The organism is Providencia sp. TYF-12 (genome assembly GCF_041344805.1).
GTDB lineage: Bacteria > Pseudomonadota > Gammaproteobacteria > Enterobacterales > Enterobacteriaceae > Providencia > Providencia huashanensis.
On the sequence record NZ_CP166833.1, the window covers coordinates 388,311 to 404,979 of the forward strand.

General features: G+C 37.1%; 14 protein-coding genes. 7 read left to right on the forward strand and 7 right to left on the reverse strand.

Going from position 1 to position 16,669, the window contains the following annotated elements; genetic code table 11:
* Window position 1: 1 nt before the first annotated feature.
* The 4 genes from bglF to mobA form a co-directional block, all read right to left on the reverse strand.
* A complete protein-coding gene (gene bglF, locus ABE954_RS01790; RefSeq protein WP_131680827.1) occupies window positions 2-1,897 on the reverse strand; it encodes a PTS beta-glucoside transporter subunit IIABC in 1,896 nt (631 codons plus the stop codon).
* 177 nt (window positions 1,898-2,074) lie between these two features.
* Entirely contained in the window at window positions 2,075-2,911 is an 837-nt protein-coding gene (licT, locus tag ABE954_RS01795) for a BglG family transcription antiterminator LicT (RefSeq protein ID WP_042847639.1), read from the reverse strand.
* Window positions 2,912-3,143: 232 nt separating this feature from the next.
* Window positions 3,144-3,662 (reverse strand): molybdopterin-guanine dinucleotide biosynthesis protein MobB, encoded by a 519-nt coding sequence (mobB, locus tag ABE954_RS01800; protein WP_042847638.1) that lies wholly within the window; start codon window positions 3,660-3,662, stop codon window positions 3,144-3,146.
* A gap of 2 nt (window positions 3,663-3,664) precedes the next feature.
* Window positions 3,665-4,252 (reverse strand): molybdenum cofactor guanylyltransferase MobA, encoded by a 588-nt coding sequence (gene mobA, locus ABE954_RS01805; RefSeq protein ID WP_131680829.1) that lies wholly within the window; start codon window positions 4,250-4,252, stop codon window positions 3,665-3,667.
* A gap of 216 nt (window positions 4,253-4,468) precedes the next feature.
* Here mobA and ABE954_RS01810 point away from each other — a divergent pair, with 216 nt between their 5' ends.
* The 4 genes from ABE954_RS01810 to polA all read left to right on the forward strand — a co-directional run bounded on the left by ABE954_RS01810 (window position 4,469) and on the right by polA (window position 9,609).
* Complete coding sequence (locus ABE954_RS01810) at window positions 4,469-4,738, forward strand: YihD family protein (protein WP_042847634.1); 270 nt, start codon at window positions 4,469-4,471, stop codon at window positions 4,736-4,738.
* Window positions 4,739-4,744: 6 nt separating this feature from the next.
* On the forward strand, window positions 4,745-5,740 hold the full coding sequence (locus ABE954_RS01815; protein ID WP_131680830.1) for a serine/threonine protein kinase: 996 nt from the start codon (window positions 4,745-4,747) through the stop codon (window positions 5,738-5,740).
* Between the two features lie 33 nt (window positions 5,741-5,773).
* Window positions 5,774-6,394: a thiol:disulfide interchange protein DsbA gene (gene dsbA, locus ABE954_RS01820; protein WP_226693573.1), complete on the forward strand. Its 621-nt coding sequence runs from the start codon at window positions 5,774-5,776 to the stop codon at window positions 6,392-6,394.
* Between the two features lie 422 nt (window positions 6,395-6,816).
* Complete coding sequence (gene polA, locus ABE954_RS01825) at window positions 6,817-9,609, forward strand: DNA polymerase I (RefSeq protein WP_131680831.1); 2,793 nt, start codon at window positions 6,817-6,819, stop codon at window positions 9,607-9,609.
* Window positions 9,610-10,084: 475 nt separating this feature from the next.
* Here the strand turns inward: polA and yihA are convergent, their stop codons facing one another.
* Window positions 10,085-10,696, reverse strand: coding sequence for a ribosome biogenesis GTP-binding protein YihA/YsxC (gene yihA / locus ABE954_RS01830; RefSeq protein ID WP_042847624.1), 612 nt, complete (start codon window positions 10,694-10,696; stop codon window positions 10,085-10,087).
* 330 nt (window positions 10,697-11,026) lie between these two features.
* Here yihA and ppiA point away from each other — a divergent pair, with 330 nt between their 5' ends.
* The 3 genes from ppiA to ABE954_RS01845 all read left to right on the forward strand — a co-directional run bounded on the left by ppiA (window position 11,027) and on the right by ABE954_RS01845 (window position 13,922).
* Window positions 11,027-11,599 (forward strand): peptidylprolyl isomerase A, encoded by a 573-nt coding sequence (gene ppiA / locus ABE954_RS01835; protein ID WP_042847622.1) that lies wholly within the window; start codon window positions 11,027-11,029, stop codon window positions 11,597-11,599.
* A 403-nt stretch (window positions 11,600-12,002) separates the two neighbouring features.
* The gene (locus ABE954_RS01840) at window positions 12,003-12,578 is read left to right on the forward strand and encodes an aminodeoxychorismate synthase component II (RefSeq protein ID WP_042847620.1); all 576 of its coding nucleotides are present in this window, start codon (window positions 12,003-12,005) and stop codon (window positions 12,576-12,578) included.
* Between the two features lie 129 nt (window positions 12,579-12,707).
* Window positions 12,708-13,922 carry an aspartate aminotransferase family protein gene (locus tag ABE954_RS01845; RefSeq protein WP_042847617.1) on the forward strand — a complete coding sequence of 405 codons (1,215 nt, stop codon included), beginning with the start codon at window positions 12,708-12,710 and terminating at the stop codon, window positions 13,920-13,922.
* Window positions 13,923-13,982: 60 nt separating this feature from the next.
* Here ABE954_RS01845 and ABE954_RS01850 read toward each other — a convergent pair whose 3' ends face one another.
* Together ABE954_RS01850 and ABE954_RS01855 are read right to left on the reverse strand one after the other, a co-directional pair.
* On the reverse strand, window positions 13,983-15,332 hold the full coding sequence (locus ABE954_RS01850; protein WP_166696966.1) for a hypothetical protein: 1,350 nt from the start codon (window positions 15,330-15,332) through the stop codon (window positions 13,983-13,985).
* 175 nt (window positions 15,333-15,507) lie between these two features.
* A complete protein-coding gene (locus ABE954_RS01855; protein WP_371025709.1) occupies window positions 15,508-16,494 on the reverse strand; it encodes a hypothetical protein in 987 nt (328 codons plus the stop codon).
* Window positions 16,495-16,669 lie beyond the last annotated feature (175 nt).

Consider the following 16,669-nt stretch of genomic DNA (forward strand, 5'->3'; position numbering starts at 1 on the left):
CTTATTTCGGATTAACTGTCATGAATGTAATACCGGGATTGATTGTTTGGTTGAGCGTGATGGTTTTAACAGCAGCATAGTCATCACTATTACTAACAATGATTGGTGTTGTTACGTCATAACCAGATTCAATAATTTTTTCTAAATCGAAGGTGAGTAACAGGTCACCGGCTTTGAACGTATCCCCCTGTTTTACCTCAGGAGTAAAGTAGAGACCGTCTAGTTTCACAGTGTCTATACCCACATGGATCAACACCTCAATACCGCTTTGACTTAATAGACCTAGCGCATGCCCAGTTTTAAAAAATGAGGCCACTTCCCCATCAAATGGGGCATATACCGCACCAATGTTTGGAATAATTGCAGTACCTTGGCCGAGTAATCCACTTGCAAAGGTTTCATCGGGAACTTCATTTAAAGGTAATGTACGGCCAGACATTGGCGATAGAATGTCATTCGGAGCAACGGGTTGCACTTGAACATCAGTAGGTTGAGCTTGTTGTGGCTGCTTTTTAACGCCAAAAAAACGGGTTGCTAGGCAAGCGAAGGTAAATGAAATCAATGAGCCGATGATTGCTCCCCAAACGGTTTTGTCAAAGCCGCTTGCAGGGATGATTTGGGTAAAGGTAAAAATATTCACTAGCCCAAAAGAGTAAGTTAGCGTTTGGCTGTAGCCGATGATTGCACCACCGACACCGCCTCCAATACAGCCGAAGATAAAAGGTCGGCGTAGTGGTAGGGTAACACCGTACACAGCGGGCTCAGTGATACCAAAGATCCCCGCGGTGACGGAAGAGCCTGCCATAATTCGCATTTTTGCATTATGGGTTGCTAACATGACGCCAAGTGCTGCACCGACTTGCCCAGCAACAGCAGGGAGAAGTAATGGCACGAGTGCATCTTGCCCAAATACACTGAGGTTATTGATACTAATTGGAACAATTCCCCAGTGTAGACCGAAAATAACACACACCTGCCAAATTGCGCCCATAAATGCGCCAGCAATAATGGGGGTAAAGTTATAAATAGCTTGGAATGTATCTGCAATTAATAGGCTTAACCAAGTTGCTGACGGGCCGATAACCAAGAAAGTGAGGGGGACGATAATTAATAAACATAAAAATGGTGAAATAAAATTTTTCATCGCCGCAGGTAATAAGAGGTTCAGCCTTTTTTCTAATAAACAGCTCAGCCAAGCTGCAAAGATAATAGGAATAACAGACGTACTGTAATTAATAAATGTGAGTGGAATTCCTAAAAAATATTCGGGAGCTGCGCCCGCAAGGCTTTGTTGAAACGCAGTTAACATGGATGGATGTACTAGCGCACCTCCAATAGCCATGGTTAAGAATGGGCTACCCCCAAACTTTTTCCCTGCGGTATAACCGAGCACTAGCGGGAAGAAATAAAATAGTGAATCACTGGCTGCAAACCATAATTTATAGGTGGCACTTTGTTCTGATAGCCAATGAAGCGTAACAAATAAAGAAAGAAAGCCTTTTAAAATCCCTGATGCAGCCATAACTCCCAGTATTGGCGTGAATATACTGGAAACAATATCGATAAAATGGCTAAAAATATTTTCTTTATCCTCTTTTTCGCTGGATAGGTTTTTATCTTTTTTAGAGGGAGACACTACGGTTGTATCTTCTTTGCCAATTAATTGATTTATTGCGTTATAGACTTCATGAACGTGATTGCCAATGACAACTTGAAATTGCCCACCGCTTTCAACAACGGTAATCACCTCTGAATTTTGTTTCAAATGTTCAGGGTTGGCTTGTTTTATTTCCTTAAGTTTAAAGCGTAAGCGAGTGGCACAATGAATAACATTGACGATATTGTCTTGACCGCCAACATCGTGAATGATTTGTTCTGCTAAAGGTTGGTACTTCATAAAATATTCCTTTATCACATGATGATAAACATTAGTGCTATGAATGTGCAAAAAAAAAACCTGATACCCTCTTCTTATCAGTAAGAAGAGTCATTATCAGGTTTTGCCCACCAGAATTGGCGGTAACAATCCATTAGGTTTTTATTATAAGTCAGTCACATAGCGTATTTAATTAAGTTATATCGAGTTCTCTTTTCTGACACGCTCAATGTGGATAGTAAGAAACATACATTCCTCATCCGTTAAAGTGCGTTGGTATTTTTTTTGTAAAAACTGGCTTATTTTTTCGGCGCATCGCCAAGATGTTGAATAGTTTTCTTTAATGACAAGATGCATCGAAGCATCATCATTTGGCACGGGTGTATTATTCATCATGCGATGGGCAAAAAACTTTAAGTGAGTAATAAAACGTTGATAACTCAAAGTTTCTTCATGATAGTCAACTTTGAGGTTATATTTCACGATATTAATGATTTCTTGCATTACTTTCATTGTTTGTATGACAACGGGCATTTCCCCAGTAAGTTGTGCATTTACAAAATGTAAAGCAATGAACCCCGCTTCATCAACAGGTAGCTCGATACCGTGTTTTTCATTAATTAGAGCTAATGAATCTAAGCCTAATTGGTACTCTTTTGGATATAAACGTTGTATTTCCCATAGCATGGTATTAGTGATTGCTAAGCCTTTTGTTTGCCTTTCAATGGCATAATTACAATGGTCGGTTAATACAATATATAAACTTTCGTTTAATTCACCTAACTGGTATTTAGCTCGTTGAATTATCTCATCACAGGTTTTCATGATGGAAATGGGAATATGGCTAAGTAATTCGCTAAGCCGAGCAGTTAACTCGTCGCTACGTAACTCATAAATTTTTTCAATTTTTGTTATATCGACATCGTCATGTGCTTTTTTTTGAAATGCCAAGCCCCTCCCCATGACAACGATTTCCTGTTGTTTCTCATTCAGGGCAATGACCACATTGTTGTTTAATATTTTTGCGATCTTCACTTTCAATCCCTTAGAAACGAAAAAAACCCGATAGCCCAATGACAAATCATTGGTATATCAGGTTTTGCCTGTCAGTAATGACAGTAACAATCCAGTATTCTTACTTTTCTGCACTTTAATCAAATTGGGATATGAATTCAAATGCCAAAGCTTGAAAATGTGAGGAACCTCGTATTGCTATGTATAGTTAATCCAAATTTACTTGTTTATTAATTACACAAAAATTAGCAAGCTAATGGCTCTTTTGCCACCAAGATACAATATAATCAGCAATTTGCTCAGGGTTATTAATATCTAACTGTGGCACATTGGTATCGATAATTTCATTACTAGCAACAGCAACGACATAGTTGTCAATCAAGCCGTTGAGTGGCTTACCGACCTCTGAACGAAACAAGGCAATTTTATCGATCGTTTCCTGTTTAAACCCTTCGACTAAAATAAGGTCTAATGACGCAGGGTCGAAGCGACTCGCTAAATAATACAAATCCATTTCATTGGCATCAGGGGTTTCAGTCATCAGTGCCCAGCGTTTTTGACTGGCGACTAAGGTTTGGTCAGCCCCAGCTTTGCGTAGTTCAAAGCTGTCTTTGCCCGGTTTATCTACTTCCATATCATGGTGTGTGTGTTTGATTAAGCCAACACGTAAGTTACGCTGGCGGAGCAAAGGGATCACTTTTTTCAACAATGTTGTTTTACCGGTACCGCTATAAGCAGTAATTCCTAGTAGAGGTAGAGTATTTTGCTTCATAGTTATTTTTGTTGTAACTCCCAATTACGACTATCTTCTAAGGTATTTAGGTTTGCAAATGCATCGAATTCTGATGAAAAAATAATCCCTTTTGCATTAACTTCTTGCATAAATATCATCAACTTACGATCACCTCTTGCAAGGTAATCATCAAGTTGTATTTTTAATGAACGATGGAGCAAGGCAAATGTAGGGTGCTCGCGTCTTTCATCTTGTGCATAACAGGCTAAATGATTGCCTTTTTCGTTAAACATTTTTTCAGCTAAATTTAGCGGAAAAGCGGGGACATCGCAGGGGACAAATAGCAACCAATCAGTTTTGGCATAATGCATTGCAGATTGCATACCTGCAAGAGGGCCAGAAAAGTTATTCTCTAAATCAGAAATAACCGTTAACTGACTTTCATTGTAACGAGCTTGGTTACGGTTGGCATTGATCATTATTGACCCTACCTGTGGGCTTAGGCGCTCTAATATGTGTTGGTAAAGAGGTTTACCCATCAAAGGGACTAAACCTTTATCTTGCCCCCCCATTCTGGTGCCTAGGCCACCTGCAAGTATGACACCTGTTATTGACTGGCGAAACGTCATGTTCAATATCCTTGAATATCTTCAATAAAATGTTTTAACATTCCCAGAAAACACCTTCGAGTATAGTAATTGCTAAAATTTATTCTATTTGGTTATAAAATCAATGAATATTCGTCACAATTGCAGTTAAACTTTACGTAGATTGACAACAGTTCGCTTTTTCTCTTGTATGATTATTGGTAACTTGTATCGAATATTCGTGATAAAGGAATAAACATGAAATGCCATCGTTTAAATGAAGTTATTGAGCTACTACATCCTGTTTGGAAAGATAATTCAGATTTAAACCTAGTAGAGTTATTACAAAAGCTGGCAGATGAAGCAGGTTTTAAAGGCAGTTTGTCTGAATTGACAGATGATGTACTAATTTATCATTTAAAAATGCGTGGCACGAACAGTAATGAAGTGATCCCTGGTCTAAAAAAAGATTATGAAGATGACTTTAAAACAGCCATTTTGCGCGCTCGCGGCATCATTAAAGATTAAACTGTGATGGATAAAATAGAGCATTCGAATTTCCATTTCAGTGGAATTTCTCCTGATTTGATTCTAGATGCCTTGATGGAAGTGGGGATTTACCCTGAATCGGGCTTAACAGAGTTAAACAGCTATGAAAATCGAGTTTATCAATTTCAAGACGAAAACCGTCAGCGTTATGTGGTGAAATTTTATCGCCCTGAACGTTGGAACCGCTCACAAATTCAAGAAGAACACGACTTTACATTGGAATTAGTCGAGGAAGGTCTCTCTATAGCTGCACCAATTGAATTTGCAGGGCAAACAGTATTAGAGTTCGGTGGTTTTTTATTTGCTGTTTTTCCGAGTATCGGTGGTCGGCAATATGAAACTGATAATTTATTTCAATTAGAAAGTGTAGGGCACTTATTAGGGCGAATACACCAGATTGGTAAACGTAAAAACTTTGCATTTCGTCCTACAATGGGTGTTGAGGAATACCTTGATCAACCTCGGCACATAATTACATCTAGCCCACTGATAACTGCACGTTATAAAGAGCAGTTTATTGAGTCACTGGATGCATTAATTGCACAAGTAAAATTACTGTGGCCTACAACATTGTCGTCAATTCGCTTACAAGGTGATTGCCACCCCGGTAATATTTTATGGCGAGATGAGGCTTGGCTGGTGGACTTTGATGATGCTCGAAATGGTCCCGCAATCCAAGATTTATGGATGTTATTAAATGGCCCTCGTCAAGAGCAGGTCATTCAATTAGATACATTATTAGAAAGTTATAATGAGTTTTGTGACTTTGATGTAAAACAGCTAAAGCTTATTGAACCTCTCAGGGCTATGCGTATGGTGCATTATCTTGGATGGGTTATCCGTCGCTGGCAAGACCCTGCATTCCCTCGTGCATTTTCATGGCTGCAAGCTGATGATTTTTGGAAAAAACAATCACTCGAATTTATACAACAAACCGAACGATTGAAAGATCCCCCTTTGCAGTTAACCCCTCAGTTTTAACTTTTAAGTCTTTGTTTTTGGAGAATGTAGTATATGAAAAAAATTATGTTGGCTTTGCTTGGTATTGCTATGTCATTTGGTGCTGCTGCGGCAAATTATACCGAAGGTAAAGAGTACACTGAGGTACAACCTGTGCAAGGTTTACCACAAGTTATTGAGTTTTTCTCTTTCTATTGCCCACACTGTTACCAATTTGAAACTGTGTATAAAGTACCTGCAACAGTAGAAAAAAACTTACCAGACAATGTAACAAAAGCGCGCTATCACGTCGATTTCCTTGGTCCTTTGGGGCCTGATTTAACTGAAGCTTGGGTGGTTGCTACTGTTCTGAAAGTAGAAGATAAAATGACCCCTCTTTTGTTTGAAGGTATTCAAAAAACGCAAACTATTAACACCAAAGAAGATATCCGTAATACCTTTATCAAAGCTGGTATTCTTGCTGAGAAGTATGATGCAGCTTTAAATAGTTTCGTTGTTAAAGGTCTTGTTGAGCAACAAAGACAAGCCGCGCAGAACTTAAAGCTTAGAGGCGTTCCAGCTGTATTTGTTAATGGTAAATACCAAGTACGTAATAACGGCATCACTGTAGATAACGCCGAAGACTATGGTAAAGAATTCTCTAACGTTGTGAATTTTTTAGTCAATAAAAAATAAGTATGATTGATGGTGGTAATATCGCCACCATCAACTGTCATATAAAGTATATTGAATCAATATCCACAATTACTTAATCTCCTCTTCTTTGCATTAAAGCAATTCTTCATTACACTAAGTCATTGATATTACTTTCTTGTTTTAGTCTTTTTAATGCATGTTACTTGTTGAATTTACTGAGCAACATAAATTTATACACACGGTTATCCACAGGTTTTGTCAAAGCAGCTAGTAACATTAAGTGACTAGAGTTAATGAAAGTAATCACTTAGGTTAACTATAGCTAGGTCGTTTACTTGAAAGAAGATGCTGATCGGCGAGATTTTAACAAAGTGGTTAAGTGGAAAAAACTTGGGATGTATCTGAAGCGACATTATGGCATCCTATTAGCATTCGTTCCCGATAAAAGATGATGACAGATTATGGCTCAGATTGCAGAAAACCCTCTTATTTTGGTTGATGGTTCCTCTTACTTATACCGTGCTTACCATGCATTTCCACCTTTGACCAACAGTGCTGGTGAACCTACAGGGGCTATGTATGGCGTAATTAATATGCTGCGTAGCTTGGTCATGCAATATAAACCTAGCCATGTTGCTGTTGTCTTTGATGCGAAGGGAAAAACATTTCGTGATGAGTTATTCGAAAGTTATAAATCTCATCGCCCGCCGATGCCAGATGATTTACGCGCACAAATTGAACCACTACACAGTATGGTTGAAGCTATGGGGCTACCGTTGCTCGTTGTTTCTGGTGTAGAAGCTGATGATGTAATAGGTACTTTGGCCTGTGAAGCTAGTCGTAACGGTACACCTGTTTTGATTAGTACTGGTGATAAAGATATGGCACAACTTGTGGAGCCTAATATTACGCTCATCAATACCATGAATAACACTATTTTAGGTCCGGATGAGGTTCAAGAAAAATATGGGGTTCCACCTGAGCTTATCATCGATTTCTTAGCGTTAATGGGGGATTCATCAGACAATATCCCAGGTGTGCCTGGTGTTGGTGAAAAAACAGCGCTGGCTTTATTACAAGGGATTGGCAGCTTAGAAAAAATATATGAGAACCTAGAAGCTATAGCGCCTTTGGGCTTTAGAGGGTCTAAAACATTAGCGCCAAAAATGGCTGAAAATCGTGAATTAGCTTTCTTATCATACCAACTGGCCACTATTAAAACGGATGTTAAGTTAGACAAAACCTGTGAAGAGTTACGCGTCGATCAACCTGATGTAGACAAATTGCATCAGTTGTTTAGCCGTTATGAATTCAAGCGCTGGTTGTCTGATGTAGAAAATGGGACGTGGATGGAAGGTAAAGGTTCAACTGCTAAAGCAAATCCGGCTATAGCAACATCTACGGCAAAAGTCTCAGTACCGACGGCCCCCACCTTAAATGCTGAAAATTACCAAACAATTTTAGAAAAGGCAGACTTAGACCGCTGGGTGGAAAAATTGAGCTCAGCATCTTTGTTTGCTTTTGATACTGAAACAGATAGCTTAGACACACAAGAAGCGCGCCTTGTGGGGATGTCATTTGCAATTGAAGCGGGTCATGCCGCCTACCTACCGTTAGCCCATGATTATCTTGATGCACCAGCTCAGTTGCCACTGGATGAAGTTTTACAAGCAATGAAACCGATACTGGAAAGTGAAAAAATCCTCAAAATCGGGCAAAACTTGAAATACGATGCGGAAGTTCTTGAAAATTATGACATTGAGTTAAAAGGTATCGGCTACGATACGATGTTGGAGTCGTATGTGCTCAATAGCGTTGCGGGGATGGGCCGTCATGATATGGACAGTTTGGCTGAGCGTCATTTGAACCATAAGACAGTGAGTTTTGAAGAAATTGCGGGCAAAGGCAAAAAACAGCTAACTTTCAATCAAATCGCGTTAGAGCAGGCCTCGAACTATGCGGCAGAAGATGCTGATGTAACATTATTACTGCACCAAGCACTGTATCCTCAATTGGAAGCTGAGCCAAAACTTAACCATATTTTTAAGAATATCGAAATGCCATTAGTTCCTGTTTTAGTCAGAATGGAGCGTAAAGGGGTTTTGATTGATGCAACAGTATTAGCCGCACAGTCGAAAATCATTACTGCGCGTTTAGCAGAACTTGAAAAAGAAGCGTTTGAGCTCGCTGGTGAAGAGTTTAATCTGGCATCACCAAAACAATTACAGGCAATTTTATTTGAAAAATTACAACTACCTGTTATCAAAAAAACGCCAAGTGGTGCAGCCTCGACCAATGAAGAAGTACTTGAAGAACTTGCATTAAACCATGCTTTACCAAAATTACTTCTGGAGCATCGTAGTTTAGCTAAATTGAAATCGACTTACACAGATAAACTACCGCTTATGATAAACCCACGTACGCAGCGTGTGCATACGTCGTATCATCAAGCCGTTACGGCGACTGGGCGTTTGTCTTCAAGGGACCCAAACTTACAAAATATCCCAGTAAGAACAGAAGAAGGCCGCCGTATTCGCCAAGCTTTTGTTGCACGCGAAGGCTATAAAGTCATGGCTGCGGACTATTCACAAATTGAATTACGTATCATGGCACATTTATCTCAAGATAAAGGCCTACTCACTGCATTTGCGGAAGGCAAGGATATTCACAAAGCAACGGCAGCAGAGGTATTTGGTGTTCCACTTGAACAAGTAACCAGTGATCAGCGTCGTAGTGCTAAGGCAATTAACTTCGGTCTTATCTATGGGATGAGCGCATTCGGGCTAGCAAGGCAATTAGGTATCCCGCGTGGTGAAGCTCAACGTTATATGGATCTCTATTTTGAACGTTACCCGGGTGTTTTACGCTATATGGAAAATACACGTCTACAAGCATCAGAACAAGGCTACGTTGAAACACTAGAAGGGCGCAGGCTTTATTTGGCTGATATAAAATCAAGTAATGGTATGCGCCGTAAAGCTGCTGAACGTGAAGCTATCAATGCTCCAATGCAAGGAACAGCTGCTGATATTATTAAAAAGGCAATGATTGCTGTCGATGAGTGGCTACAAACAGAGAAACCCCATGCTGATATGCTAATGCAAGTTCATGATGAATTAGTGTTTGAAGTTAAGGAGTCAGAACTCGAACAGGTACAAGCACAGGTTCAGACATTAATGGAGCAAAGCATGAAACTGGATGTTCCGTTAAAAGTAGATATTGGAATAGGTAATAATTGGGATGAAGCTCATTAATTATTAGTTTTATCTGACTGACAATAAAAAACGCCTAATAAAACCATTAGGCGTTTTTTATGCATTTGACATTATTCACTATAAATTGAATATAACTACCCGATAAACCACTAAACTAACAATGAAAACAGAATGATTTCATGACATATTTATGCGACTTACCTCTCATAAATATGTAATTAAAATACGTTTTTAGGGCTGTATTTTTAAGATGTACTTGCTGAATCGTAGTAAGCTTTGAAAAAAAACTACAAAAAGCCTTTTTTTCGAGCGAAAAATAAAGTACATTAATAGGCGTAGGGTACAGAGGTAAGATGTTCTATCTTTCAGACCTTTTACTTCACGTAATCGGATTTAGCTGAATATTAGCTGCTCCAGTCAATTTTTTTGATTGGAGCATTTTTTTTGCCTAAAATTCAGTAGATTAGACTATCAAAGGCTTAGTGAGCTATTTCTAGCTCACACAGTGATGGGATTAAATTGGTGTGTTATACCAGCTATCTAACTTAATACGAAGTTTATCAACGCCTATTTTTTTCAGTGCTGAGAAATATTCAACTTCAATATCCCCCTCAAGTGGTGCAAGAGCTTGACGCACTTCCGTCAGCTGTTTTTTTCTCGCGCCAGAGGCAAGTTTGTCCGCCTTAGTCAGTAAAACGAGGACTGGTACACTCATTGCAACAGACCATTCTATCATTTGCATATCAAGATCTTTCAATGGATGGCGAATATCCATTAGCACCACAAGCCCTTTAATACATTCCCGCTTTTGTAAGTATTCACCGAGCGCTTGTTGCCATTTGCGTTTCATTTCTTCGGGAACTTCGGCATAACCATAACCGGGAAGGTCAACAAGGCGAATGCCTTCCTCAACTTCAAATAGGTTGATTAGCTGAGTTCTTCCTGGGGTTTTACTGGTGCGTGCTAAACCTTTTTGTTGAGTTAATGCGTTTAAAGCGCTTGATTTACCCGCATTTGAGCGGCCAGCAAAAGCAACCTCGATACCGGTATCTTTTGGTAAATGCCGAATATCCGGTGCACTGATGACAAATTTTGCCATCTGGTAGTTATGATTCTTAATTGCCATTTGTCGTTCTCCCTGAGTTAGCCTCAAAAGGCTGGGGGATTATAGCTTTGCTTACGCCATCCCGACAACTTGAAATATCCCTTGTATTGGTTTTACTGACTTAATAGTGAAATGCTTTACCTTTAGCGTGATATAAATCGTAAAATCTAGCTAATTGATAAATAATCATTATCTGTGAAGTTTTTTGTCTAAATTAGTCTACAATCTAACACGCTTGGTAGGTTTGACCGTTTTTGGCGTAAATATAGGTAAATCTTCAGCAATCTTGCTAGCTTCGCTCTAGAATTGCTTGATTGTAGTTGTAATGAGTCACAATGAAAGGGATCTTACATGTTAAAACGAATTTTTGTGCCAATTTTGGCCATTTGCGCAATTAGCGCGTCCTCTTTTGCATTATCGGCGGGTGAGACTTATGTTAAATTAGTCACTTCAGCGGGTGATATTGAATTAGAACTGAATGGTAAGAAAGCCCCTGTTTCGACAGAAAACTTTGTTCAATATGTTAATGAAGGTTATTACAACGGAACCACTTTCCACCGTGTTATTCCTGGGTTTATGATCCAAGGCGGTGGCTTTAATAAAGATTTGCAGCAAAAACAAACTCGAGCGCCAATTAAAAATGAAGCAGATAACGGGCTACGTAACCTACGTGGCACCATCTCTATGGCTCGTACTGCAAATAAAGATAGCGCAACAAGCCAGTTCTTTATTAACGTTGCTGATAACGCGTTTTTAGACCATGGTCAACGTGACTTTGGTTATGCGGTTTTTGGTAAAGTGGTAAAAGGTATGGATGTAGCGGATAAAATCTCTAAAGTGAAAACAGAGAATGTTGGTCCGTATCAAAATGTTCCTGTTGAACCCGTTACTATCATTTCAGCAGAAGTGATTAAAAAGCCTTAATCTTATATACACAGTGGGTAGGTGAATTTACCTGCCCGCTTGAGTTGTAAATATCGGTTCTGTGACATGTTCTGATGCACCTTACTTGTATTATCCACTAAAAGTTAATCCGAATTTTCTATTTTTTGAGGTGGCTTTTACTTCCTTGTATTTAAAGTAATTCTTAACTTCAATATCATTTTGTTATCGTAATGTAAATATAATTCCATGATTTTTATATGGAAAATTATTTCTGATAAAAGCATTCATTGACTTAAATATGCTATTTTCTTGTCTTGGCTGTGCTATGATAGCCGACCTTATTATTTTTTAGCGTTTTTAATCATCGTTCTGATTGCCAAGACCTAAAAAATATGCATAAGAAAATAATATATAATGATAAAAATCAGTCGGATAGCCTAATATGCTTCTACTTATTGATAATTACGATTCATTTACCTACAACTTATACCAATACTTCTGTGAGTTAGGTGCTGAGGTTGTTGTAAAACGTAATGATGAAATTACCATCGAAGAAATTGAACAGCTTTCGCCTACCCATCTTGTGATTTCGCCTGGGCCATGTACGCCTGATGAGGCTGGTATCTCCCTTGAGGCAATAAAATATTTTGCGGGTAAACTCCCTATTTTGGGTATTTGCTTGGGGCATCAGGCGATTGGGCAAGCTTTTGGCGCATCAGTCGTTAAGGCTCGTCAAGTTATGCACGGCAAAACATCAGCAATCCATCATAATCACCAAGGTGTGTTTAAAGGTTTAAACCGTCCTTTGACTGTGACTCGTTACCATTCTTTAGTTATTGCAGCAGAGACACTTCCTGTTTCTTTTGATGTGTCAGCATGGTCATTAAATAACGGTGATGTTGATGAAATCATGGGAATACGGCACAAAACTTTACCTATAGAAGGTGTTCAATTCCACCCAGAAAGTATTCTAAGTGAACAAGGTCATGAATTACTGAATAATTTTCTGAAGTATTAGTTTGCGAATATCATTGATAACAAATTAATTATGCATATTTCTCCGTTAACTATTGCTCTTTTTTGATTTTTTATTCATATTTGATGATTATATTTTCATTTTAGCAGAGAGTAAGGGTAGGTGAGGGGTATGTCAGAACAACAATCAGTCAATCGGCAGACTTTTGATCAAGTTATGTTGCCTATTTTTTCACCCGCTGAGTTTATCCCAGTTAAAGGTGAAGGTAGCCGTGTTTGGGATCAGCAAGGTAAAGAATATATTGATTTTGCAGGGGGGATTGCCGTTCTTGCCCTTGGCCATTGCCATCCTAGCTTAGTGTCGGCAGTGCGTGAACAAAGCGAAAAACTGTGGCATGTCAGTAATATTTTTACCAATGAGCAAGCACTTAAGTTAGCGCAAAAATTAACTAGCGCTACTTTTGCTGACCGTGCATTTTTTGTTAATTCAGGTTCTGAAGCGAATGAAGCCGCATTTAAGTTAGCGCGTCGTTATGCCATCACCAAATATAATCCTTATAAAACTAAGATTATTGCATTTAAGCAAGCTTTCCATGGCAGAACATTATTTACGGTCTCTGTTGGTGGGCAAGCGAAATATGCAGATGGTTTTGGGCCAAAACCTGCCGATATCATCCATGTCCCTTTCAACGATCTTGAAGCAGTAAAAGCGGTTATAGATGAAAATACCTGTGCGGTAGTGCTTGAGCCTGTACAAGGTGAAGGTGGGGTGACCGCGGCAACATCTGCATTTTTACAAGGTGTACGTAAGCTGTGTGATGAAAATAATGCACTGTTAATTTTTGACGAAGTACAAAGTGGTATGGGGCGTACAGGGAAATTATTTTCATATATGCATTATGATGTGACCCCCGATATTTTAACCACGGCAAAAGCACTGGGGGGCGGCTTTCCTATTAGTGCTATGATCACCACAGAAGAAATTGCTAAAACAATGGAAGTTGGGTCTCACGGTACTACCTATGGTGGTAATCCATTGGCTTGTGCGGTAGGGAACGCGGCCTTTGATATTATTAATACTGAGGAAGTACTAAATGGTGTCGAAAAGCGTCGTGAATTATTTATCGCTCATTTAAATAAACTGAATGATAAATACCACGTTTTTTCTGAGATCAGAGGAATGGGCTTATTAATTGGTGCTGAGTTAGACGGCAAACTATTGAACCGTTCGAAAGATATCCTGCAAGCCAGTGCAGTAGAAGGTTTAATGATGCTTAATGCGGGTGCTAATGTATTGCGGTTTACGCCGTCACTGATTATTTCTGAAGAAGAAATTAATAGCGGTATGGTGAAATTAGAGACAGCGATTGGGAAGTTGTTGAAATAACTAAGAGATAAGTTGCAGAATAATTTCTGCAACTTATTGAAAATTTAATTTTTATAGCATTTACTGAGTTGGTAATTGTATTTTTATTGCCTTCAATCGTGCTTGTAATTGCTCTTTTGAACTACTAATTGGTATTCCAGCAGCTAGGCATTGAACTTTATGTGTATATAAATATTTTTTTACTCCTTTATTATTGGCTAAAGGATATTTATTTTTTAGTGTCTCTTCTTTTTGAGCTATTTTTTCCTCACTAACCTTAAGATCTGATGTAAGGTTATTGTCTTCATTATCGGAATGGTAGCCAGAAGATAACGAGGTGAGACTAATTGAGGCCATGGATAGCGCTTTGTTGGCAAGCTTTTCCTGTAGTGCTCTAATTTCATGATTTTTATTATTATTATCAATTCTTAAGTCTTGGACTAAACCTCTATAATCAAGGTTATCATTATCTAACTCTTCAATTGAATTATATAACAAGTCATTTTCTAATATTAAGTTTTTAATAATTCTATTGTTTTTTGTGTTTTCAGTTTCTAATTTTTTTTCAAATAGGTCATCAAAATCAAAGTCGTGAGACTCATTGTGGTAAATAGGTGTATTATCTTCATCGTAGGTAATGAAAGATTCACATATTATCGGTTTTTTCAGAGCTAAAATATTTTTTTCTAGAGCATTTTTATCCAATGTAATATTGTGAACTTTATTTCTTATATCTTTTAACTCATTACTCAATAAAATTTTTACTGAGTTTTGTATTTTAATTAATTTTTCGATTTTTTTATTTTTTCCTTCTATGTTATTTTCCATTGGTATTTCTTTTTCTAATGACACTAAGTATTTACTTTCTTTTTTTAAGTATGCAATTCCTCTTATTTTTGATTCATATCTTATGGCTGATTTCAGATCATCAATTTCGTTTTTTAGCTCTTCGCTTTTATTGGTCAATTTTTTATTTTTGTCTAATAAATCTAGGTAATGTTTAAGATAGCCTATTGTTTCATTTTGTTTCTCTATGATTTTATCTGTAGCTGGAATTTCGCTAAAAAAATCATTCTTACCTAGTAAATTATCAATGGAGTTTTCTGTTTTATTTTTTAAATCCTTAATGAATTGTGGGATATTAAATGAATTATTTATAAGCTTATTTTCAAGGGAAGAAATTGTTTTTTTGTTTGAGTTTAATTTATTAAGTAAATTTAAATCACTTCCCTTTGAACCAGCTTCTGGTAAGCTAATATAGAATTTTGATTCCGTATTTTTTTTGTTAAAATGAAAAAATGAGAATGGATTATTTATTTTCAAATTTTTAATTTTTTGTGTAATAGTGGGTGTTTCTTTCTTAGCCCCAGTTGATGAGTTTTTTCTGTATAGTGAGCTAGTTGTGGTGGTATCTAGGGGGGTGGTTTTCATAGTCATATCCTATATTAATATTAAAAAAGTAATTTGCTAAATAAATATTCATGCTTAATATTGAAATAATTAATTTATTCAATGCATTGATTTTATCTTATGGCATTATGATTTTACTAATAATGTATTATTAATCATTTGAATTAATAATGATCTTAAATAAAATAGAGATGTTTTATTTAATGGTTTGTTTTTTTAATTCTTTCAATAAATTATCGTTAATATGAATTTGGTTTTGTATTTCAAATATATTATCTTTAAGTGCCTTCATTTCCATGGTTAGTCTTTTTTCTTTTTCAATGCTATTGCTTATTTTTATTAAGTCAGCGGTTTTAATTGAATTAACACTTCTATTAAAGTGATTTTTTCGTGGTTTATAGTCTAATGGCATAGATTTGTTAGATAGTTTGTAATGTTGCATGATATATTGTGTTCTTAATACTGAAGTTTTTGTTTGTTGTATATTTCCCTTGAATTCAAAAGTGCTTTTAGGTAGAGGAATGTATTTGGAATTATCTTGATTATTATCAGCGACTTTATAGTGCACATATTTAAACTTTTTCTGAGAGGAATTCTTTGTTTTTTGTTTCATTGGTTCCAAAGGTAAATCAATATTATTGGTATTTTTTTTGTTTGTTCTGGTTATTAAAGGGGTTTTAGTGCTATTTTTATTTTCTAGTTGCTTAGGATGATGGTGATTTTTTATGATTTCGTTTTTTATTTCTGAGTTTTTGATGTTAATCCCTGGAGTTTTAACGTACCGATACAAAAAATCAGCATATTTATGAATTTCTTTATCAGCACTATTAAAATCCTCAAAAACTGTCTGGTTTTCTGTTATTAGTGAGTCTGCATCTTGTTCATTATAAAAAGTAGATGCATAAAATTTATACAAGCGGACTTTCAATTGATTAACTTTATGCTTAAATTCGTCAGCGCTCAATAATTTAGTATTATTTATACTTTCTGAATCACTTTCATAAGCTGAGTCAATGCTTTCTAGGCTATAAGCATCTGATAGTTTAGATTGTTGCTGAGTGGATAAGGGCTCTTTTCTCGATGAGGCAGTCACAGCAAAGATTTTCTTTATAAAATCATCGGAATTGCTAATGTTTTTAAAAAGTTCGGAATAGCCTGACAAATTGCTAAGTGTAATTTTCATAAATATAACCCTACTTAATATTATGATTATTATTTTATAGAGAGCTAAATAGATAAAATATAAAGAAACGATACTCATTAATATAAGCATATAAATATGTTGCTATAATTAAACTGAAATAGCCTTATATCGACGATATAAAGCTATTTTAAATTGCATGCCTCGCCAAGAGAGC